This window comes from Massilia sp., assembly GCF_032106685.1.
In the GTDB taxonomy this organism is placed as follows: Bacteria; Pseudomonadota; Gammaproteobacteria; order Burkholderiales; family Burkholderiaceae_D; genus Telluria.
Genome location: NZ_DAMCPG010000008.1, coordinates 93,504 through 116,358, shown reverse-complemented (window position 1 = coordinate 116,358; position 22,855 = coordinate 93,504). Strand labels below are relative to the sequence as shown.

Sequence of the window (22,855 nt, the reverse complement as noted above, 5' to 3'; positions counted from 1 at the left end):
GAAAAAGATCAGGGCAGGTCAAATTTGTTGAACAGGGCTACGTGGAAGACCTGTTGATGTGGTGGAATGATGGCTGTGGCGCGCTGGAATTTCGGGTGAGATTCGCGCGCCCGATGAACTAACGACGACCTCGATCACTCGAACAAACCGGCAGCAAGATGGCGAGCAGGTTGGCAGGGATTGCGGGCACAATGATTCAAACCGGTTGAGCCATCATGGAAAGTACCCGCCGTTTCAGACGGCCCCGTAACGTATTTCGCGCCGTGCGCATCCTGCGCGGGCGCAGCGATGGCGGCAACGCCGCGCCGGCCCTCGCCGCGGCGGCGGCCGAGCCCGACGTGCCGCTGTATGCGAGCTATCCGCACCTGTCGCTCGTCACCGACACCGGCAAGGAAGAGCTTCCCGAGGACACCAACGAACCCGAGAGCGAAGGCGAGCCGCCGAAAGGCAGCGGCCGGGCCAGGCGCATCCTGTTCGGCCTGGTGCTGGTGATGGTCGCCGCCGGTTCCGCCTATGCCGTCTATGAGACGCGCACGTCCACGCTGCAGGCGAAGATCTTCGCCGGCATGATGAAGGACGTCAGCTACCGCATGGAGCAGGGACCGAGCGACGCCATCCGCTTCCCGGCCGACAGCCCCTACGACGCCCGCCTGGGCTACTCGCACCTGCCGGCCTTCCTCGGCAAGCTGCACACGCGCGACTACGTGGTCGACGCGCAGGCGCGCATGTCGCCGAAGATGCTGGAGCTGGCCGACTACGGCCTGTTCGCGAGCTACCGCGAGAAGAACCGCGCCGGCCTTGAGATCCTCGACTGCCGCAGCCAGCCGCTGTTCGGCTCGCGCTTCCCCGAGCGCCAGTACGAGCGCTTCGACGAGGCACCGCAACTGCTGGTGCAAAGCCTGCTGTTCATCGAGAACCGCGAACTGCTCGATCCGGCCTACCCGAAGCGCAATCCCGCCATCGAATGGGACCGCTTCTCGAAGGCGGTGTTCGACAAGACCCTGCATTCGGTCGGCATCGGCGGCGGCTCGCGCGTGGCCGGCGGCTCGACGCTCGCCACCCAGATCGAGAAGTACCGCCATTCGCCGGAAGGGCGCACCGCCTCGCTGCAGGACAAGATGATCCAGATGGCCTCGGCCACGCTGCGCGCCTACCACGACGGCGAGGACACCACCGGCGCGCGGCGCCAGATCGTGCTCGACTACCTGAACACGGTGCCGCTGTCGGCGAAGGTCGGCTACGGCGAAGTCAACGGCATCGGCGACGGCATGTGGGTCTGGTACGGCCGCGACTTCGCGAAGGTCAGCGCCGCCCTGAAGGGCGACATGGCCGATCCCGACGCGGTGCTGGCCTACAAGGAAGCGCTGTCGCTGATGATCGCCCAGCGCCGCCCGGCCTACTACCTCGGCGCCGGCAAGGAAGACCTGGAGACGCTCACCAACAGCCACCTGCGCGTGCTGGCGCAGGCCGGCGTGATCACGCCCCAGCTGCGCGACGCCGCGCTGGCGGCGAAGCTCAAGCCCGCGCTGGGCTCGGGCGTCGCGCCGCCGGAGCCGAACGCCTTTGTCTCGCGCAAGGCCTCGAACGCGGTGCGCAACCACCTCGGCTACCTGCTGGGCGAACCGCGCCTGTACAACCTCGACCGCCTCGATTTGTCGGTGGTCTCGACCCTGGACGCGGAGGCGCAGCAGGCCGTCACCGCGGTGCTGCGCCAGCTCACCAGCGCCGAGGCGGCGCAGGCGGCCGGCCTGACCGGCAAGGGCCTGCTCGGCAACGGCGACCCGGCCCAGGTGGTCTACAGCTTCACGCTGATGGAGCGCGGCGAGAACGTCAACTACCTGCGCGTGCAGACCGACAACTACGACCAGCCGCTCGACATCAACGAGCAGGCCAAGCTCGACCTCGGCTCCACGGCCAAGCTGCGCACGCTGGTGACCTACCTCGACATCGTCGACCAGCTGCACCGCCGCTACGAAGGAATGGACCCGAAGGCGCTGCGCGAGACGCGCATCGACCCGAAGGACCGCATGAGCCAGTGGGCGGTCGACTACTTCCTGGCGCTGCCGGCCAACAGCGACCGCGGGTTGAAGCCGATGCTGGCCGCGGCGATGGAGCGCAAGTACTCGGCCAATCCCGGCGAAGGCTTCTTCACCGGCGGCGGCCTGCATTACTTCGGCAACTTCAGCAAGCTCGACAACAGCAAGATCATGACCGTGCAGGAGGCCCTGCAGCAGTCGACCAACCTGGTGTTCGTGCGCATGATGCGCGACATCGTGCGCTACTACATGTTCCAGCTGCCGGGCTCCTCGGCGCAGCTGCTGGCCGACGCCAGCGATCCGCGCCGCGCCCAGTACCTGGCGCGCTTCGCCGACAACGAAGGCAAGGTCTTCCTCGCCAAGTTCTGGAACAAGTACAAGGGCAAGACGCCGGACGAGGCCGAGGCGCTGCTGTTCACCGGCGTGCGTCCGCTCGCCTCCAAGCTCGCCGCCGCGCACCGCACCATCGCCCCGAACGCGACGCTGCAGCAGTTCGGCGCCTTCATCAACGACACGCTGCCGAGCAACGAGGTCGACCAGGAGCGCATCGAGAAGATGTACGAGCAGTACGCGCCGCAGAACATGTCGCTGGCCGACCGCGGCTACGTGGCTTCGGTGCACCCGCTCGAGCTGTGGCTGGTCGGCTACCTGCGCAACCATCCGAAGGCCGGCTGGAGCGAGGTGGTGGGCGCCAGCACGAAGGAGCGCCAGGAAGTGTATGCCTGGCTGTTCAAGACCAGCCGCAAGAACGCCCAGGACAAGCGCATCGCCGGCCTGATCGAGGTCGAGGCCTTCCTCAAGATCCACGCCCAGTGGAAGAAGATGGGCTACCCCTTCGATTCGCTGGTGCCGTCCTACGCCACCACGCTCGGCGCCTCGGCCGACCGCCCGGCCGCGCTGGCCGAGCTGATGGGCATCATCATCAACGGCGGCGTGAGGAAGCCCGTGGAGCGCATCGATTCGCTGCACTTCGCCAAGGGCACGCCTTATGAAACGCGGGTGGTGCGCGCGCCGAAGGTCGAGCACGAAGTGGTGCTGGCGCCGGAAGTGGCGCGCGCCGTCGCCGACGCGATCCGCGGCGTGGTCTCGAACGGCACCGCCAAGCGTGTCAAGACGGCCTTCGCCACCCATGACGGCAGCGTCATCGCCCTGGGCGGCAAGACCGGCACCGGCGACCAGCGCTTCGACGTGTATGCGCGCGGCGGCCGCCTGATCGAATCGCGCTACGTGAACCGCTCGGCGACGTTTGTCTTCAACATCGGCGAGCGCTTCTTCGGCTCCATGACCGCCTACGTGCACGGTCCGCAATCCGAGCACTACGACTTCACCAGCGCGCTGCCGGTGCAGTTGCTCGTGACGCTGGCGCCGAGCCTGATGCCGATGATCGATCCGCCGCCGGGCAGCGTGGCCGCGCAGCGGCAGTGCGTGCGTTGAAGGGTGGCGTAACGGCGGGAGAAAGGGCGCGCCGGGCCAGCCGGCGCGCCGTCTCCACGATCCGCGGCTTTTCCCTGATCTCGCTGCGCGACCTGCTGGTCGCCTCCGGCCCGACCATCGTCCTGGTGGCGGTGGCCTGCTTCATCGCCTACCTGGTGGTCGACCCGGCGCCGCCGCGCCAGGTGCGCCTGGCCACCGGCCAGGAAAACAGCGCCTACGAAAGCTTCGGCCAGCAGTATGCGAAAGAGCTGGAGCGCGACGACATCGCGGTCGGCGTCCAGCGCTCGCTCGGTTCGCAAGAGAACCTGGAACGCCTGCAGCGCGGCGAAGCCGACATCGCTTTCGTGCAGAGCGGCTCGACCAGCGAGGAGGGGGCGGCGCAGGGCGAACTGGTGTCGCTCGGCAGCCTGTTCACCGAACCGGTCTGGCTGTTCCTGCGCGAGAACGTGAAGGCGAAGAGCCTGACCGGGCTGCGCGGCCTGCGCATCAACCTCGGTCCCGAGGGCACCGGCGTGCCCAAGCTGTTCCGCCAGGTGCTGGCCGTGAACGGCATCGAGCCGGCGCAGCTGACGCTCGGCGCGCTCGAGAACACGCCGGCGACGGTCGAGCTGCTGGCCGGGCGCATCGACGGCCTGGTGTTCAGTTCGGCGCCGGAAGCGCCGCTGATCCAGATGCTGCTGCAAACGCCCGGCATCCGCCTGTTCAACTTCGACCAGGCCGAGGCCTATACGCGGCGCCTGCCTTTCCTGACCCACGTGGTGCTGCCGCGCGGGATCGTCGACCTCGGGCGCGACATCCCGGCCCAGGACTACCACTTGATTGCGCCCACAGCGACGCTGGTGGCGCGAGAAGACCTGCATCCGGCCCTGGTCGACCTGTTCGTGAAGGCGGCCGGCAAGATCCACGGCGGGGCAGGGTGGTTCCAGCAGCAGGGCCAGTTCCCGTCGCCGAAGTACACCGAGATCCCGGTCGCGCCCGAGGCGGCCAAGTACTACCGCGACGGCCCGCCGCTGCTGCAGCGCTACATGAGCTTCTGGCTGGCCAACTTGTTCGACCGCCTGTGGGTCGTGGTGGTGGCGCTGGCCGCGCTGGTGATCCCGCTGTCGAAGATCGTGCCGCCGCTGTACGTGTGGCGGGTGCGCTCGCGCGTCTACCGCTGGTACGGAGAACTGCGCGCGGTCGAGCAGGCGGTCGAGGACGTGCCCGAGGACCAACGGCGCTTCGTGCGCGACGACCTGGTGCACCGCCTGGACGACATCGAGACGCGCGTGAACCACATCTCGATCCCGTTGGCGTATGCGGACGAGCTGTACCGGCTGCGCAGCCATATCGACTTCGTGCGCGAGCGGGTGCGCACCACGCTCGATGGCGGCAGCGAGCTCACGAAGCAGGGCGGCTTGGCGAAGTAGCAAGACAGGCGCGAATCGGATTACACTTGCGGGCTTTGAACCGTCCGCAAAGGCCGCCATGATCCGCAGTCCGCTTTCCGTTCTTTCCCTCAGCCTGATGCTGGCCTTCGGGCTCGCCGCATCTTTATCCCACGCAGCCGGAGATGCGGACGCGCCTGCCGCCAAGCGCAGCCTGCAGGGCAGCTACACGAAGTACGAGTACCGCATCCCGATGCGTGACGGGATCAAGCTGTTCACGGTGGTCTACGTGCCGAAGGACAGCTCGCGCAGCTATCCCTTCCTGATGCAGCGCACGCCCTACGGCGCCGGCGTCTACGCCCAGGACGCGATGCGCTACGGCGTCGACTGGTATCCGGAAGCGATCGGCCCTTCGCGCGAATTCATGGACAGCGGCTATATCTTCGTGAAGCAGGATGTGCGCGGGCGCTACATGTCGGAAGGGAAGTGGCAGGAGATGACGCCGCATCGCAGTGCAAACGACACTTCTCGGCGCGCGCCGGGCGAAGGCGTCGAGAGCGAGGACATGCACGATACCGTCGCCTGGCTGCTGAAGAACGTCCCGAACAACAACGGCAAGGTCGGTATCTACGGCATCAGCTACCCCGGCTTCTACACGGCGGCCAGCATCATCGATTCGCACCCGGCGATCAAGGCCGCGTCGCCGCAGGCGCCGGTCACCGATCTCTACATGGGCGACGACTCCTACCATGGCGGCGCCTTCATGCTGGCCGCGAACTTCGACTTCTACGCTTCCTTTACCGAAGCGGCCAACCCGGCGCCGCCGTCGAAGAGCGAGGCCGAATTCGACTACGGCACGACCGACGGTTACGATTTCTTCCTGAAGCACCTGACGCTGTCGAACATCGCCGCCACCATGAGCCCGGCGCAGCGCGGTTATTTCATGCCGAACATCGAGCACGACACCTACGACCAGTTCTGGCAGTCGCGCGCAATCGCGCCGCACCTGAAAAACGTCAAGGCGGCGGTGCTGACGGTGGGCGGCTGGTTCGATGCGGAAGACCCGGAAGGCCCCTTCACCACCTACCGCGCCATCGAAAAGCAGAATCCCGGCATCGAGAACCGCCTGGTGATCGGGCCCTGGGTGCATGGCGGCTGGGCACGCGGCGACGGCGCGCGCCTGGGCCACGTGAACTTCGACAGCAAGACGGCCGACTACTACCGCAGGCAGATCGAATTCCCCTTTTTCGAGCAGCACCTGAAGGGCGTGAAGCCGGCGCGTACGCTACCGGAGGTGACGGCCTTCGAGACCGGCTCCAACGTCTGGCGCCAGTACAGCGCCTGGCCGCCGGTGCAGGCCAGGGCGCGCACGCTCTATTTCGGCGCGAACGGCAAGCTGGACTGGAAAGCGCCCGCGGCCGCGGGGGCCGGCCATGACGACGCAGTTTATGATGAATACGTCGCCGACCCGCGCAAGCCCGTGCCCTTCATCGGCTATCCGGCCACCGGCGTGCCGCGCGAGTACATGGTGTCGGACCAGCGTTTCGCCGCCAAGCGCCCCGACGTGCTGGTCTACCAGAGCGAGGTGCTGGAAGAGGACGTGACGATTGCCGGCCCGGTGGTGCCGAAGCTGTTCGCGTCGACCACCGGCACCGACGCCGACTGGGTGGTGAAGCTGATCGACGTCTACCCGAACGCCTATCCGCAGCCGGAGGTGCAGGTGAAAGGCAGCGACGTGGTTGCGCCGCCGCTGGCGCTGGGCGGCTACCAGCAGCTGCTGCGCGGCAATCCGCTGCGCGGCAAATTCCGTCACTCCTTCGAAAAGCCCGAGCCCTTCGTGCCCGGCAAGATGGAAGCGATCAGCTACGAACTGGGTCAGGTGAACCACACCTTCCGCCGCGGCCACCGCATCATGGTGCAGGTGCAGAGTTCCTGGTTCCCGCTGGTCGACCTGAATCCGCAGACGTTCGTGCGCATCCCGACGGCGAAGCCGGAAGACTTCGTGAAGGCGACCCAGCGCGTGTATCGCGCGCCGGACGCGGCCTCGGGGGTGCAGGTGATGGTGATGCCGTAACGGGCACGGTGGCGCGATGACGGGTAGGGTGGGCGCTCCTGTGCCCACGCGTAAACCATGAACAGACGCAGCGCGTTGCTGACGCCAACGCGACGCCGGCTTTACGCGTGGGCACGGGGCGCCCACCCTACGGTATCAAGCGGTGCCGCGTTTTCGCCAGCACCCGATCAAGCATGTGCGGCCTGAATCAGGCCCCGACCCAGGGCAGCCCCGCCTTGCACCAGCCGCCGACCGTCTTGCGGTGCCCCTCCTGGTCGCGGTCGCCCTCGAAGCCTTCCAGGATGTCGAAGGAATTCGCGTAACCCAGTTCGGTCGCGACGCGGGCGCCGTGGCGCGAGCGCACGCCCGAGCGGCACAGGAACAGCAGTACCTCGTCCTTGTCCGCGACCTGTTCCAGTTGCGGACCGAACTGGGGATTCGGCTGGCCGCCGGGATAGGTGACCCATTGCACCGCGACGTGCTGGCTTTCGGGGACGGCGACGCGGCCTACCCAGTCGCGCTCGGCGTTGGTGCGCACGTCGACGATCTTCACTTTCGGATCGCTTTGTACCAGTGCGAATGCTTCCTGAGGGGTAACGGCGCCGGCATAGGGCTGGCCTGCCGCGCGGCTGCGGGCAGCATCGAGAATGGTGTCGGTCGTGCTCATGGAGATTCCTTTTGAAAATAGCTGCGCACCAGTATCGCGCGAACTTGCTGAAACAGTGCGAAACGCATCAAAATAGTGCGCCTGATGGTGCGTGCACCATATTGGTGCATTGCTTGCGCTGGGCCGCACCATTGCGCAAAGCCGTATTGCCAAGGATTTTATGGTTAAACTCACGGGTTTCCAAAGAACGATTGCGCATTTGTTCATGACGGACTGCTGGCATGGTTCCTGCATATGTTTCGCTTGAGTATGTCGCACGTTGGCTGGACCGGTCCCACAGACCCCGCCGCCTGACGGCACCACCTTTTCATTTAGGAGAAACGCATGGCAAAGACCGCCGCAGATGTGATGCAGATGGTGAAGGACAACGAAGTCAAGTTCGTTGATTTCCGCTTCGCGGATACCCGTGGCAAGGAGCAGCACGTCACCGTCCCTGTGTCGCACTTCGACCTGGACAAGTTCGAGTCGGGCCACGCGTTCGACGGTTCGTCGATCGCCGGCTGGAAGGGCATCGAAGCATCGGACATGCTCCTGATGCCGGACCCGAACACGGCCAACATCGACCCGTTCATGGAAGAGACCACCCTGTTCATGCAGTGCGACGTGATCGAACCGTCGGACGGCAAGGGCTACGACCGCGACCCGCGCTCGATCGCCAAGCGCGCCGAAGCCTACCTGAAGTCCTCGGGCGTGGGCGATACCGCCTTCTTCGGCCCGGAACCGGAATTCTTCATTTTCGACTCGATCCGCTGGAAGAGCGACATGTCGGGCTGCTTCGTGAAGATCGAATCGGAAGAGGCCGCCTGGTCGACCGACAAGGAAATCGAAGGCGGCAACAGCGGCCACCGTCCGACCGTCAAGGGCGGCTACTTCCCGGTCCCGCCGGTCGACAGCTTCCAGGACATGCGCTCGGAAATGTGCCTGATCCTCGAATCGCTGGGCATCCCGGTCGAAGTGCACCACCATGAAGTGGCCGGCGCCGGCCAGAACGAAATCGGCACCCGCTTCTCGACCCTGGTCGAGCGCGCCGACTGGACCCAGAACATGAAATACGTGATCTGGAACGTCGCTCACAGCTACGGCAAGACCGCGACCTTCATGCCGAAGCCGATGAACGGCGACAACGGCTCGGGCATGCACGTGCACCAGTCGATCTGGAAGGACGGCAAGAACCTGTTCGCCGGCGACGGCTATGCCGGCCTGTCGGAAACGGCCCTGTACTACATCGGCGGCATCATCAAGCACGCCAAGGCCCTGAACGCGATCACCAACCCGGGCACCAACTCGTACAAGCGCCTGGTGCCGGGCTACGAAGCCCCGGTCAAGCTGGCCTACTCGGCCCGCAACCGTTCGGCCTCGATCCGCATCCCGCACGTGGCGAACCCGAAGGGCCGCCGCATCGAGGTGCGCTTCCCGGACCCGCTGGCCAACGTCTACCTGTGCTTCGCCGCGCTGCTGATGGCCGGCCTGGACGGCATCCAGAACAAGATCCACCCGGGCGAAGCCGCGACCAAGGACCTGTACCACCTGCCGCCGGAAGAGGACAAGCTGATCCCGACGGTCTGCGCTTCGCTGGAAGAAGCCCTGGAAGCCCTGGACAAGGACCGCGAGTTCCTGACCCGCGGCGGCGTGTTCAGCGACGCCATGATCGACGCCTACATCGACCTCAAGATGCAGGAAGTGCAGCGCATGCGCATGACGCCGCACCCGATCGAATTCGACATGTACTACTCGTCGTAATCGGGACGGCAGGAGCGTTGCGCTACGGCATCAAAAGCTGTAAGCCAATGTAAGTTGCAGGCAAAAACGCGGGGCAAGCCGAAGGCTTTCCCCGCGTTTCTCTTTCTAATACGGTATATTCGCCCTGACTTCCACTCGCACGCATGAGCGTGCAGCTTCCAACGATGCGAATGACAAGCAGTGTGACCCGGCATGGTGTCCAGCTGGTGCTGGCGGCCGGATTGATGTGCGCCGGCGCGGCCGGCGCCCAGACGGTCGTCTACAAGTGCGTCGACGCCCAGGGCCGCGTCGAATTCACCGACACGAATAAACGCGGCTGCAAGGCGCTCGATTTGCCGGGGTATATCCCGGCGCCGCCCTCGCGTCCCGCGCCGGTGGCGCCGGCTGGTAATTCCGTGCGCCAGGGCAGCCCGGCGCCTGCTGCCGCCCCGAGCCCGGCCAACTTCCCGCGCGTCGACACGGGCCAGCAGCGCGCGCGCGACGACGACCGCCGCGAGATCCTCAACGAGGAGCTGCGCGCCGAGGAGCAGAAGCTGGCCGAGCAGAAGCGCGAATTCAACAACGGCGAGCCCGCGCGCAACGGCAACGAGCGCAACTACGCCAAGTACCAGGAACGCGTCGGCCAGATGCGCGAGGACATCAACCGCACCGAGCGCAACATCGAAGCACTGCGGCGCGAGATCGCCAACATCCGATGAACGACCCGGACAGCGCCTTCCAGCCCCAGCCGGCCCGTTTCGCGGGCTTGGAACTGCTCGCCTCCAGCGTGCTGCTGGTCGACGCCGGCGACCGCGTGCGCTACGCCAACCCGGCGGCCGAGAACATGTTCGACGCCTCCTTCAAGTGGCTCGCGCGCCAGGGCCTGACCGCCCTGTTCACGAATGGCGACGAGCTGGCCGCGCTGTGCGACCAGACCCGCACCCACCAGTACAGCGACCTGCGCCAGGACCTGGCCCTGGTGCGCCCGGGGCGCGAGACCCTGCACGTGCATTCGATCGCCAGCAGCCTGGGCAACGGCGAGGTGCTGATCGAGCTGCGCGAGAACGTGCAGCAATTGAAGCTCGACCGCGAGGAACGCTTCCTCGACCAGAGCCAGGCCAACAAGGAGCTGATCCGCAACCTGGCGCACGAGATCAAGAACCCGCTGGGCGGCATCCGCGGCGCGGCCCAGTTGCTGGAGCTGGAATTGCCTCCAAGGCATCTGAGCGAACTGAAGGAATATACGCAGGTGGTCATCAAGGAGGCCGACCGCCTGCAGACCCTGGTCGACCGCCTGCTGGCGCCGCACAGGAAGCCCCACATCGTCGGCGACGTCAACATCCACGAAGTCTGCGAGCGCGTGCGTTCGCTGGTGCTGGCCGAGTTCCCGAACGGCCTCGCCATCCGCCGCGACTACGATGCCTCGATCCCCGAGTTCCGGGGCGACAAGGAACAGCTGATCCAGGCCGTGCTGAACATCGTCCACAACGCCGCGCAGGCCCTCGCCGGACGCATCGCGGAGGGCGACGCCGAGATCGTCCTGCGCACCCGGGTGGCGCGCCAGGTGACCCTGGCCAAGGTCCGCTACGGGCTGGCATTAGATTTGCATATCATCGACAATGGACCGGGCATCGCACCCGATATCCGCGACCGTATCTTCTACCCGCTGGTGTCGGGACGGGAAGGCGGCAGCGGCCTGGGATTGACGCTGGCGCAGACCTTCGTGCAGCAGCACCAGGGCATGATCGAGTGCGAAAGCCGGCCAGGACTGACGGATTTCAGGATCCTGCTGCCGCTGCCATAAGTAGAGCCGCGGCAGGACGCCGCGGTCGCTTATGAATCCACATTGCGGAAAGCCACGAACTACATGAAACCAATCTGGATTGTCGACGACGACGCATCGATCCGCTGGGTGCTGGAAAAAGCCCTGGCGCGCGAGAACCTCGAGACGCGCAGCTTCGCCAACGCGCGCGACGCCATGGCCGCCTTCGAGAACGAGACGCCGCAGGTGCTGGTGTCGGACATCCGCATGCCGGGCGAATCCGGCATCGACCTGCTGCAGGCGGTCAAGGCGAAGCACCCGGGCCTGCCGGTCATCATCATTACCGCCTTTTCCGACCTCGATTCGGCGGTCGCCTCGTTCCAGGGCGGCGCCTTCGACTACCTGGCCAAGCCGTTCGACATCGACAAGGCCGTCGCCCTGATCCGGCGCGCGCTGGAGGAAAGCCTGCGCGAGGCGAGCGTGGAAGCGGCGCCCGCCGAGACGCCCGAGATCCTGGGCGTGGCGCCGGCGATGCAGGAAGTGTTCCGGGCGATCGGCCGCCTGTCGCAGTCGAACGTGACGGTCCTGATCACGGGCGAATCGGGCACCGGCAAGGAGCTCGTCGCGCGCGCCCTGCACAAGCACAGCCCGCGTTCGAACGAGCCCTTCATCGCCCTGAACACGGCGGCGATCCCGAAGGACCTGCTCGAATCCGAACTGTTCGGCCACGAGCGCGGCGCCTTCACCGGCGCCCAGGCGATGCGGCGCGGCCGCTTCGAGCAGGCCGAGAACGGCACCCTGTTCCTCGACGAGATCGGCGACATGCCCTTCGATTTGCAGACGCGTCTTCTGCGCGTGCTCTCGGACGGCCACTTCTACCGCGTCGGCGGCCACCAGCCGGTGAAGGCCAACGTGCGCGTGATCGCGGCCACCCACCAGAACCTGGAGCAGCGCGTGCGCGACGGCCTGTTCCGCGAAGACCTGTTCCACCGCCTGAACGTGATCCGCCTGCGCCTGCCCAGCCTGCGCGAGCGGCGCGAGGACATTCCGCTATTGGCGCGCCACTTCCTGGTGCAGAGCGCACACCAATTGGGCGTCGAGCCGAAGCGCATGAGCGAGAGCGCGATGCGTTTCCTCAGCGGCCTGGAGTTGCCGGGCAACGTGCGCCAGCTGGAAAACCTGTGCAACTGGATCACCGTGATGGCGCCGGGCCAGACGGTCGAGATCAAGGACCTGCCGCGCGACCTGACCCAGGGGCAGCCCTCCGGCGCCGCGCCGGCCGCAGGTCCCGTGACGGTCGAGACTGGCGCAATGGCGCCGTCCTCGCCATCGGCCCCGCCGTCGCCCGACGGCTGGATCGGCCTGCTGGAACTGCAGGCCGCCAGCATGCTCAGCGCCGGCCAGTTCGAGGTCATGGACACGCTCGGCAAGCAGTTCGAGTCGGCCCTGATCAAGACCGCCCTGAAGCACACGCACGGGCGCAAGAACGACGCCGCGATGCGGCTGGGGATCGGGCGCAACACGATCACGCGCAAGATCGTCGAACTCGGCATCGACGGGGCGCGCGAAGAGTAGGGTGGGTGGCTGTACCCTGGTGTTCGCATGAACGCGGCGGAAACGCCGCCCACGCGTTCAAACGGTGCATGCCGACCCGTGCGGTGTTTTCGCCGCATGTTGAACGCGTGGGCGGCGCACGCGTCGCCGGCGTGCGCACATCCGGGGTGAAGCCGTCCACCCTACGATGGTGTAAGCTCACGCATCGCTGTCCCATCCATTCCGTTCCATGCTGATCAACTGCGTCGCCTACCAGGAAGGCAAGAAACTATCCGATATCCCGGTCGAGGATATCAGCGAATACCTGAAACAGCCCGGCTGCTTCGTCTGGGTCGCCCTGCGCGACCCCAGTCCCGAGGAACTCGCCGTCATGCAGGAGGAGTTCAGCCTGCACGAGCTGGCGGTGGAAGACGCCTCGCGCGGCCACCAGCGCCCGAAGCTCGAGGAATACGGCGACTCGCTGTTCGCCGTCGTGCGCACCGTCTACCTCGACAAGGAGGAGCTGTGCTCGGGCGAGGTGGCGATCTTCGCCGGCCCCAACTACGTGCTGTCGGTGCGGCGCGACTCGGCCCAGGGCTTCCTCGGCGTGCGCGCCCGCGCCGAGCGCGAGCCGCACCTGCTCAAGAAAGGCTCGGGCTTCGTGCTGTACGCGCTGATGGATGCCGTCGTCGACCGCTATTTCCCGCTCATCGACAAGCTCGAATCGGACCTCGAATCGATCGAGGACCGCATCTTCGGCGGCCATGGCGCCCAGCGCGACAACATCGAGCGCCTGTATGACCTCAAGCGCGACACCCTGGTGCTGCGCCATGCCGTGATTCCCCTGATGGACGCGATGGGGCGCCTGCACGGCGGCCGGGTGCCGGCGCTGGCCTTCGAAACCCAGGATTATTTCCGCGACATCCACGACCACCTGCTGCGCATCGCCGGCCGCCTGGACACCATCCGCGACACCATCGCCACGGCGATCCAGGTCACGTTGTCGATGGTCGCGATCGACGAGAACGAGATCAACAAGCAGCTGGCCGCCTACGCCGCCATTTTCGCGGTGTTCACCGCCTTTGCCGGCATCTGGGGCATGAACTTCGAGTTCATGCCCGAGCTGAAGTGGAAATACGGTTATCCGATGGCGCTCGCGGTCATGGTCGCCGTCAGCTACTACATGTATCGCCGCTTCAGGAAGGCCGGCTGGCTGTAGCGCTTAGCTGCGCCCCGCGGTCGCCGCGCTGCCGCCGGTGGCCAGCACGATCAGCCCGATCGCCAGCCACTGCACGGTGGTCAGCACTTCGCCCAGCACGAAGAAGCCGGCCAAGGCTCCCACTGCCGGGCCGGCGCTGACCAGGATGCCGAACACCCGGCGCGGCAGGCGCGACAAGGCCATCATCTCGAGCGAGTAGGGCAGGATGCTCGACAGCACCGCCACCAGCAGGCCGCCGAGCAGGACCGGTGCCGAGAACAGCGCCGGTCCGGCCTGCGCCAGCCCGACCGGCACCGTGCACAGCGCCGCCACCAGCATGCCCCAGGACACGACGTGGCCCCCCTTGAGCGTGGAGACGCGCTTGCCGAACACGATATACATGGCCCAGCAGAAGGCGGCCGCCAGCGCCGCGGCGACGCCGACCGGGTCGAGCGCGACCGCGTTCTCCGTGGTGGGCGCGAGCAGCCACAGGCCGCCGGCCGCGCAGGCGACCCAGGCGAAGTCGCGCAGGTGGCGCGAGGACAGCACCACCACGGCCAATGGACCGATGACTTCGATCGCGATCGCCACGCCGATCGGGATGCGAGCAAACGCCGCATAGATCAGCAGGTTCATCATCCCGAGCATGAGGCCGTAGATGGCGACGTTGATCGCATCCACCCGCGCCAGCGGTGCGCGCCACGGGCGCCAGAAGGCCAGCAGCAGGATGGCGGCCAGGCCGACGCGCACGGCGGTGATGCCGGCGCTGCCGACCAGCGGGAACAGGCCCTTGGCATAGGCCGCGCCGACGTTCACCGAGACCAGCGAGCCGACCACGCCCAGCAAGGGCGCGAGTGTGCCCGCGGGCGTTCCGGAAGCTGTGGAGGCGGCGCCCTTCAAGGGATCAGTCCTGCAGTGCGGGCACGGGGACGCCCATCGCCAGCGCGACCGCCTCGGCGACGCGGATGCCGTCCACGGCCGCCGACATGATGCCGCCGGCGTAGCCCGCGCCTTCGCCGGCCGGGAACAGGCCGCGCGTATTCAGGCTTTGCAGATCGTCGTCGCGGCGCTTGATGCGGATCGGCGAGGAGGTGCGGGTCTCGACGCCGGTCAGCACCGCGTCGTGCTTGTAGTAGCCCTTGATCTGCTTGTCGAAGGCGACGAAGGCTTCGCGCAGCGCCGTGATCGCGTATTCCGGCAGCGAGGGGGCCAGGTCGGTCAGGTGCACGGCCGGCTTGAAGGACGGGGTCACCGAACCGAATTCTTTCGACGCGACGCCCTTCACGAAGTCGCCCATCAGCTGGCCCGGCGCGTCGTAGTTGCTGCCGCCCAGGACGAAGGCGCGCGACTCGAGTTCGCGCTGGAAGGCGATGCCGGCCAGCGGGTGGCCGGGATAATCTTCCGGCGTGATGCCGACCACGATGGCGCTGTTGGCGTTGCGCTCGGCGCGCGAGTACTGGCTCATGCCGTTGGTGACGACGCGGCCTTCTTCCGAGGAGGCGGCGACCACGGTGCCGCCCGGGCACATGCAGAAGCTGTACACCGAGCGCCCGTTCGAGGCGTGATGCACGATCTTGTAGTCGGCCGCGCCGAGGATCTTGTTGCCCGCGTTCGGACCGAAGCGGCAGACGTCGATCAGCGACTGCGGGTGCTCGACGCGAAAGCCGATCGAGAACGGTTTCGCCTCGATGTAGACGCCGCGGTCGTAGAGCATCTGGAAGGTGTCGCGCGCGCTGTGGCCGATCGCCATCACCAGGTGGTTGGTCGCGATCTCCTCGCCCGAGGCGAGCACGACGCCGCGCACCTGGCGCACGCCGTTGGTCTCGCTGATCAAGACATCCTCGACCCTGGTCTGGAAGCGGATTTCGCCGCCCAGCGACAGGATCTCGGCGCGCATCTGCTCGACCATCTTGACCAGGCGGAAGGTGCCGATGTGCGGCTTGCTGACGTACATGATCTCTTCCGGCGCGCCCGACTTGACGAACTCGGTCAGGACCTTGCGGCCGTAGTGCTTCGGATCCTTGATCTGGCTGTACAGCTTGCCGTCCGAGAAGGTGCCGGCGCCGCCTTCGCCGAACTGCACGTTCGACTCGGTGTTGAGCTTGCGCTTGCGCCAGAAGCCGAAGGTGTCGACGGTCCGTTCGCGCACGATCTTGCCGCGCTCGAGCACCAGCGGGTTCAGGCCCATCTGGGCCAGGATCAGGGCCACGAACAGGCCGCAGGGACCGGTGCCGACCACGACCGGGCGCGGCGTGCCCGCGGGCGGGCGCGGCGCGTCCACGAATTTGTAGCCGGTGTCGGGCGAGGGAACGATGTACTGGTCGTTCTTCAGGCGCGCCAGCACCGCCGCCTCGTTCTTCACTTCGACGTCGATTGCGTAGATGAGCACGATCGCCGCCTTCTTGCGCGCGTCGTAGCTGCGCTTGAAGACGGTGAAGTCGACCAGGTCGGCGACGTCGATGCCCAGGCGGGCGACGATGGCGTCGCGCAGGGCGTGGTCGGGATGGTCGAGGGGGAGCTTGAGTTCGTTAATTCGGAGCATAGGTTTCGCGTAGGGCGCCAGCGGGGGCGGTCAAATCAATCGGCTATTTTACTTCAGGCCGGCCCTGCCGATCAGCCGGAGGCAGGCGCCGTGACGCGCAGGAAGCATGGCGGCGGCGCCAGTGTGGTTTTCCGTCATCGTTGGTTCGTCCACGCCGCCGCCGCGCGCCTGCCCGGTCCTGGCGATGTGGCAGCGCACCGTGGAGAGAAGCACGGCGTTCGCGCGCGATACATACGCGAAGCATACAGTTTCAAAGCTTAAATAATGAAGGCCATGAAAGCTCGGCGGTTTTGGCGCATTGCACTAGTTATCTAGACATTTCCAAGGTGTTGTTTTCTCCACATTTGGCCCGTCGTGTTTTATTGACACCCGGACTTTTCGTATGGTTTTATGTATTCACTCAGATAACGTTTAACTTATGTTAAGCGTGAATGGAGAGCGCTCGTCCTAACCCAGCGCGCATATAAAAATAGAAGCCAAGAAAAGCGGTCTATCGCAGTCGCATTAATCTTTGAACGTAATACCGAAGCATCCTGAAAGACGTCCACACGGTTTTCGTGCAGGACTGGGACGCGTTTCAAACGCGTTGGTTCGAAAGAGATAAACACATGCCGCACGTCCGTGCGCATGTCCATAAAAAACATCTTGAGAAAAGCCCAGAAGGAGAAGCATTCATGACGTTTAAGTTGAAGTCGATGCCGTACGCAATTTCTTGCCTGGTCGCCTCGGGCGCCCTGGTCGGCATGAACCCGGCGCTGGCGCAGCAGGAGCCTGCCCAGGGCCAGGCCATTCAGCGCGTGGTCGTGACCGGTTCGCTGATCAGCCGCGCCGACACCGAGACGCCGACCCCGGTGCAGGTCCTGACCGCTGCGGACATCCAGAAGAGCGGCAAGACCTCGGTCGCGGAACTGCTGACCGACCTGGCCGCGAATGGCGCCGGCACCCTGGGCACCGGCTTCTCCGGCGCATTCGCCAACGGCGCATCGGGCATCTCGCTGCGCGGCCTGACGGTCGGCGCCACCCTGGTGCTGATCGATGGCCACCGCATGGCTTCGTATCCGCTGTCGGACGACTCGCAGCGCTCCTTCGTCGACGTTTCCTCGATTCCGTTCGACGCCATCGAAAGCATCGAAGTCCTGAAGGGCGGCGCTTCGGCGACCTATGGCTCCGACGCGATTGCCGGCGTGATCAACATCAAGCTCAAGAAAAATCTCAAGGGCACGCGCCTGAGCGCCGACTACGGCGACACCGAGCACGGCGGCGGCAAGACCCGGCGCGGCTCGATCAGCACCGGCATCGGCGACCTGGACGCGGACGGCTACAACGCCTTCATCACCGCCGAGTGGCGCAGGCAGGAACCGATCATGGTGGCCGACCGCGATCAATACGGTTGGGCCAACCGCGACTGGACTTCGCGCGGCGGCAACAACCTGACGCTAGGCGTGCCGACCAGCCTGAATAACTTCCTGACCGCTGCCAGTGTTCCCTTCCTGTTCAACACCGACGGCGCCGGCGGCGCCAACAATCCCGCCAATTTCCAGTTCCTCGACCCCAGCTGCAACTACACCCTGTACCGCGCGGGCGGCTGCTCGGTGCGCGATACCGTCACCTTCATCCAGCCGCCGACCAAGAACCTGAACGTCCTGATCGGCATGACGAAAAAGCTGAACGAGGATTGGGAAGTGGCCTTCAAGGGCTCGATGTTCAAGCGCGAGAGCTACAACAACCGCGGCGTGCCCTACACCTATTCGCCGGACTCCTATGCCGGCAACACCACCCTGATCAACGGCGTGCTGACCGGCGGCGTGAACGCTATCCCGAATACCCGCTTCGCACCGGGCGCCCGGGTCGGCGCCGGCGTCACCAATAACCTGGGCGGCAACGCCTCCCTGTATGGTTACATCCCGGGCGCAAACACCGAGCGCACCTCGGACAACGATACCGTCGCTTCCCGCTTCTCGGTGGACCTGACGGGCAGCGCCTATGGCTGGGACGTCAGCGCTTCCGCCGGCGCGACCCGGGTCAGGACCAATATCGAGTACAGCGGCTACATCAACCGGGTAGCCCTGTACAACGCGATCAACGCCGGCACCTGGAATGTCGTCGGCGGCAACTCGCCGGACCTGGTCGCCCAGGTCGCCCCCTACTTCAGCAACAAGCTGACATCGACGCTGAACTACGCCGACCTGGTCGGTTCGCGCGAGCTGATGCAGCTGGGCGCAGGCCCGCTGTCGGTCGCGGCGGGGGTACACTGGCACGAGCGCGAGCAGAACGCGCCGCCGTCGAGCCTGACCCTGAACGGCCTGGTCGCCAGCACCTCGCCCTTCACTATCGGCGACGAGACCAACTCGGCCGTCTTTGCCGAACTGCGCGCGAATCCGATCAAGGACCTCGAAGTCGGGGTGGCCGGCCGTTACGACCACTACGACACCTACGGCAACTCGTTCACGCCCTCGGCCAACTTCAAGTGGACGCCGATCCAGCAGGTCGGCGTGCGCGGCACCTTCGCACGCGGCTTCCGCGCGCCGAATCCTGCCGAGGTCGGCAATGCGGGTTCCTTCTTCACCTTTAACGCGATTGACGACCCGATCCGCTGCGCACAGGGCGGCGGTACCGAGACCACGATCCCGGCCGGCACCGTGCCGACATCGTGCGGCATCAACCCGCCCTACGTCCAGACCACCAGCCCGAGCCTGTCGCCGGAGAAATCGAAGTCCTACACCCTGGGCGTGATTCTCGAGCCGATCCGTGGCCTGAACATGTCGCTGGATTACTACAATATCAAGATCAGCAACCTGATCGTGACCCGCGCCGGCAACGACCCGAGTTTCGTGCCGACCTGGGTGCGCGGTGCGCCGGTGCCGGTCCAGATCGCGACCGGCAATGGGGACGAAACCGTGCTGGGCGTGCCGCCGGTCGGTCCGATCCTGTACGCGGAGTCGCCCTACATCAACGCGGGCAGCACCAAGACCCACGGCATCGAGGCGGACGTGCGTTACCGCTGGCGCCTGCCGAGCGACATGGGCTCGGTGTCGGCCAACCTGAGCGCGGCGCATACCTTCGGCTATGAAACCGAGGTGGCGGGCGTGTCCTACCAGCTGGCCGGCACCCAGGGTCCTTCGTCGGTCGGCGGCGCCACCGGCAACCCGAAGAACCGCGCCCAGTTCACCCTCGGCTACACCCGCGGTCCCTTGGACGTGATGGCGACGGTGAACTACACCAGCGGCTTCTCGACCATCGACCCGGCGCTGGGCGCGACCGATTGCGCCTCGACCGCGCTGGACGTCGGCGGCCGCACCTACTTCCGCCGCCTGGTGCAGCCGGACTACTACTGCAACGTGTCCTCGTTCACGACGACCAACCTGAACCTGCAGTACAAGATCAACGAGAACCTGACCCTGCGTGCGGCGATCCTGAACCTGTTCGACAAGGAGCCGCCGTATGACGTCGCCACCTACGGCAACGCCAACGCCCAGACCTCGTACAACGCGTCGCTGCACCAGGCCGGCGCCATCGGCCGCTTCTACAGCCTGGGTGTGAACTACACGTTCTAAGCCCACGAAGCATCGCAAAAAGCCCCGCGCCAGGATCCCTGCCGCGGGGCTTTTCAATTTCTTCAATGCCGCTCAAGGCAAGGCCTACATCCCGCCCCAGATCCCCGCCAGCATCGCCATGGCCGCCAGCGCGGCGGTCTCGGTGCGCAGCACGCGCGGACCGATGGACAGGGGCAGGGCGCCCGCGGCCAGCGCCGCGTCTTCCTCCTCGCGCGTGAAACCGCCCTCGGGGCCGACCAGCAGGGTCAGCGCCTGCGCGGGATTGGCCTGGGCCCAGCCGGCCAGCGACTGGGTGGCGCGCGGGCTGAGCAGGATGCGTTGGCCCTGCGCTTCCTGCGGCGCAGCCAGCCAGCGGTTGAGCTCGGCCACCGGCGCCAGCTGCGCCAGGCGGTTGCGCCCGCACTGCTCGGACGCCGCGACGATCACGCCCTCCCAGTGGGCGTGGCGCTTTTCCGCGCGTTCGCCCGACAGGCGCACCACGCTGCGCTGGGCCGCCAGCGGTTGTACCGCCGCCACACCCAGCTCGACCGCCTTCTCGACGATCCAGTCCATCTTCGACCCCTCCGGCAGGCCCTGGGCCAGGGTCACGGCATAGGGCAGCTCGACCTCGACCGCTTCGTGCGCGCCGACCAGGGCGCTGGCCCGTTTCTTCCCGATGTCGGCCAGGGTGGCGCCGTACTGGCCGCCGCTGCCGTCGAACAGCGTCAGCGCGGCGCCCGGCTGCAGCCGCACCACGTGCAAATGGTGGGCGACGGATTCGGGCAGGTCGACGGTGGCGCCGGGGCGTAGCGGCTGCGGACAGTAGAAGCGGGGCATGCGTTTCCTATATAGAGACAGGCAAAAACCTGCATTTTAATTCGGCAGGGTGGGGCTCTGGTAAAATAACGGGCTACGGCCCGCCGCAGGCCTCCGCTTTCCAATCCAGACCCCTGCATCCGATGAAATCTACGCAAACCACCACCTTGATGGCCAACGCGATCCGCGCGCTGGCGATGGACGCTGTTCAAAAAGCCAACTCCGGCCACCCGGGCATGCCGATGGGCATGGCCGAGATCGGCGTCGCGCTGTGGGACAAGCACTACCGCCACAACCCGGCCAATCCGGGCTGGTTCAACCGCGACCGCTTCCTGCTGTCGAACGGCCACGGCTCGATGCTGCACTATGCGATGCTGCACCTGGCCGGCTACGACCTGTCGATGGACGACCTGCGCGACTTCCGCCAGCTCCATTCGAAGACCGCGGGCCACCCGGAAGTCGGCATCACCCCGGGCGTGGAAACGACCACCGGCCCGCTGGGCCAGGGCATCGCCAACTCGGTCGGCATGGCGCTGGCCGAATGGCTGCTGGGCTATGAATTCAACCGTCCGGGCTACGACGTGGTGGATCACTACACCTACGCCTTCCTGGGCGACGGCTGCCTGATGGAAGGCATCTCGCACGAGGTGGCGTCGCTGGCCGGCACCCTGCGCCTGAACAAGCTGATCTGGCTGTACGACGACAACGGCATCTCGATCGACGGCCGCGTCGAAGGCTGGTTCACCGACGACACCCGCAAGCGCTTCGAAGCCTACGGCTGGAACGTGATCGGCCAGATCGACGGCCACAGCGTGAGCGCCGTGTCCGACGCCATCGAACAGGCAAAGCAGTCGGACCGTCCGACCCTGATCATGTGCAAGACCATCATCGGCAAGGGCGCCCCGAACCTGGAAGGCGGCGACAAGGTCCACGGCGCCCCGCTGGGCGACAAGGAAATCGCGGCCGTGCGCCAGCACCTGCTGTGGGACCCGATCCCGTTCGACATCCCGGCCGACATCTACGCAGCCTGGGACGCGAAAGAGCGCGGCGCGCAGTTCGAGGCCGAATGGAACGCCAAGTTCGCCGAATACCGCGCCGCCCACCCGCAACTGGCCGCCGAATTCGAGCGCCGCATGAAGGGCGAGCTGCCGGGTAACTTCAACGAGGTGCTGGACGCGGCGATCGCCACCTGCATCGACAAGAAGGAAACCATCGCCACCCGCAAGGCCTCGCAGAACGCGATCCAGGCGCTGGCCCCGATCCTGCCGGAATTCCTGGGCGGCTCGGCCGACCTGACCGGCTCGAACCTGACCAACTGGAAGGAATCGGTCGCCGTGCGCTCGGGCATCCCGGGCAACCACATCAACTACGGCGTGCGCGAATTCGGCATGGCCGCGATCCAGAACGGCGTCGCCCTGCACGGCGGCTTCATCCCGTTCGGCGCGACCTTCCTGACCTTCTCGGACTACAGCCGCAATGCCCTGCGCATGGCCGCCCTGATGAAGATCCGCTCGCTGTTCGTGTTCACCCACGACTCGATCGGCCTGGGCGAAGACGGTCCGACCCACCAGTCGATCGAGCACGTCTCCTCGCTGCGCCTGATCCCGAACCTGGACAACTGGCGTCCATGCGACACCGTCGAATCGCAGGTGGCCTGGGGCGCGGCAGTGCAGCGCAAGGACGGCCCGTCGACCCTGATCTTCTCGCGCCAGAACCTGCCGTTCATGGAGCGCGATGCCGCCGCCGTGGCCAACGTCGCCAAGGGCGGCTACGTGCTGCGCGACGCCGCCGATGCCAAAGTGATCCTGATCGCGACCGGTTCGGAAGTCGAGCTGGCAGTGAAAGCGGCCGATGCGCTGGCAGGCGAGGGCATTGCCGCGCGCGTGGTCTCGATGCCGTCGACCGACGTGTTCGAGCGCCAGGATGCAAGCTATAAAGCGAGTGTGCTGCCGCGCGGCGTGCCTCGTGTGGCGATCGAGGCCGGCGTGACCGACTTCTGGTACAAGTACGTGGGCCTGGAAGGCGCCGTGGTCGGCATCGACACCTTCGGCGAATCGGCGCCGGCGCCGGTGCTGTTCAAGCACTTCGGCTTCACCGTCGAGAACGTGGTGGCGAAGGCCAAGGGCGTGATCGCAGCGTAAGATTTTCAGCGGGCTGTCCTTCGGGGCGGCCCGTTTCGTATTCGGTCCGAAAAA

15 protein-coding genes are annotated in these 22,855 nt (G+C 66.2%); 10 read left to right on the top strand and 5 right to left on the bottom strand.

Annotated elements, in window-relative coordinates:
- The first annotated feature begins 215 nt into the window (after positions 1–215).
- The 3 genes from RT688_RS07325 to RT688_RS07315 are packed head-to-tail and all read left to right on the top strand — an operon-like array spanning position 216 to position 6,911.
- Positions 216–3,470 (top strand): transglycosylase domain-containing protein, encoded by a 3,255-nt coding sequence (locus tag RT688_RS07325; RefSeq protein ID WP_313704186.1) that lies wholly within the window; start codon positions 216–218, stop codon positions 3,468–3,470.
- Positions 3,467–4,879: a TAXI family TRAP transporter solute-binding subunit gene (locus RT688_RS07320; protein ID WP_313704220.1), complete on the top strand. Its 1,413-nt coding sequence runs from the start codon at positions 3,467–3,469 to the stop codon at positions 4,877–4,879. Before RT688_RS07325 ends, RT688_RS07320 begins: the two co-directional genes overlap by 4 nt.
- Before the next feature lie 58 nt (positions 4,880–4,937).
- On the top strand, positions 4,938–6,911 hold the full coding sequence (locus tag RT688_RS07315; protein ID WP_313704185.1) for a CocE/NonD family hydrolase: 1,974 nt from the start codon (positions 4,938–4,940) through the stop codon (positions 6,909–6,911).
- 187 nt (positions 6,912–7,098) lie between these two features.
- Here RT688_RS07315 and RT688_RS07310 read toward each other — a convergent pair whose 3' ends face one another.
- Positions 7,099–7,557 carry a rhodanese-like domain-containing protein gene (locus tag RT688_RS07310; protein ID WP_313704184.1) on the bottom strand — a complete coding sequence of 153 codons (459 nt, stop codon included), beginning with the start codon at positions 7,555–7,557 and terminating at the stop codon, positions 7,099–7,101.
- Positions 7,558–7,624: 67 nt separating this feature from the next.
- Entirely contained in the window at positions 7,625–7,780 is a 156-nt protein-coding gene (locus tag RT688_RS07305) for a hypothetical protein (RefSeq protein ID WP_313704183.1), read from the bottom strand.
- Between the two features lie 101 nt (positions 7,781–7,881).
- Between RT688_RS07305 and glnA the strand changes: the two genes are divergently transcribed.
- The 5 genes from glnA to corA all read left to right on the top strand — a co-directional run bounded on the left by glnA (position 7,882) and on the right by corA (position 13,790).
- Positions 7,882–9,297: a type I glutamate--ammonia ligase gene (gene glnA, locus RT688_RS07300; protein WP_313704182.1), complete on the top strand. Its 1,416-nt coding sequence runs from the start codon at positions 7,882–7,884 to the stop codon at positions 9,295–9,297.
- A 170-nt stretch (positions 9,298–9,467) separates the two neighbouring features.
- The gene (locus RT688_RS07295) at positions 9,468–9,995 is read left to right on the top strand and encodes a DUF4124 domain-containing protein (protein WP_313704180.1); all 528 of its coding nucleotides are present in this window, start codon (positions 9,468–9,470) and stop codon (positions 9,993–9,995) included.
- Positions 9,992–11,080 carry a nitrogen regulation protein NR(II) gene (gene glnL / locus RT688_RS07290; protein ID WP_313704179.1) on the top strand — a complete coding sequence of 363 codons (1,089 nt, stop codon included), beginning with the start codon at positions 9,992–9,994 and terminating at the stop codon, positions 11,078–11,080. Before RT688_RS07295 ends, glnL begins: the two co-directional genes overlap by 4 nt.
- A 63-nt stretch (positions 11,081–11,143) precedes the next feature.
- Positions 11,144–12,613: a nitrogen regulation protein NR(I) gene (gene ntrC, locus RT688_RS07285; RefSeq protein ID WP_313704178.1), complete on the top strand. Its 1,470-nt coding sequence runs from the start codon at positions 11,144–11,146 to the stop codon at positions 12,611–12,613.
- A 208-nt stretch (positions 12,614–12,821) separates the two neighbouring features.
- Positions 12,822–13,790, top strand: coding sequence for a magnesium/cobalt transporter CorA (gene corA, locus RT688_RS07280; RefSeq protein ID WP_313704177.1), 969 nt, complete (start codon positions 12,822–12,824; stop codon positions 13,788–13,790).
- 3 nt (positions 13,791–13,793) lie between these two features.
- Here the strand turns inward: corA and RT688_RS07275 are convergent, their stop codons facing one another.
- Complete coding sequence (locus tag RT688_RS07275) at positions 13,794–14,669, bottom strand: EamA family transporter (protein ID WP_313704176.1); 876 nt, start codon at positions 14,667–14,669, stop codon at positions 13,794–13,796.
- Between the two features lie 4 nt (positions 14,670–14,673).
- The gene (locus tag RT688_RS07270; protein WP_313704175.1) at positions 14,674–16,311 is read right to left on the bottom strand and encodes an NAD(P)/FAD-dependent oxidoreductase; all 1,638 of its coding nucleotides are present in this window, start codon (positions 16,309–16,311) and stop codon (positions 14,674–14,676) included.
- 674 nt (positions 16,312–16,985) lie between these two features.
- Between RT688_RS07270 and RT688_RS07265 the strand changes: the two genes are divergently transcribed.
- Positions 16,986–19,865, top strand: a complete 2,880-nt coding sequence (locus RT688_RS07265) for a TonB-dependent receptor (protein ID WP_313704174.1) — start codon at positions 16,986–16,988, stop codon at positions 19,863–19,865.
- An 84-nt stretch (positions 19,866–19,949) separates the two neighbouring features.
- Here RT688_RS07265 and RT688_RS07260 read toward each other — a convergent pair whose 3' ends face one another.
- Entirely contained in the window at positions 19,950–20,681 is a 732-nt protein-coding gene (locus RT688_RS07260; protein ID WP_313704173.1) for a 16S rRNA (uracil(1498)-N(3))-methyltransferase, read from the bottom strand.
- Between the two features lie 122 nt (positions 20,682–20,803).
- Between RT688_RS07260 and tkt the strand changes: the two genes are divergently transcribed.
- A complete protein-coding gene (gene tkt / locus RT688_RS07255) occupies positions 20,804–22,801 on the top strand; it encodes a transketolase (protein WP_313704172.1) in 1,998 nt (665 codons plus the stop codon).
- The last annotated feature ends 54 nt before the right edge of the window (positions 22,802–22,855 follow it).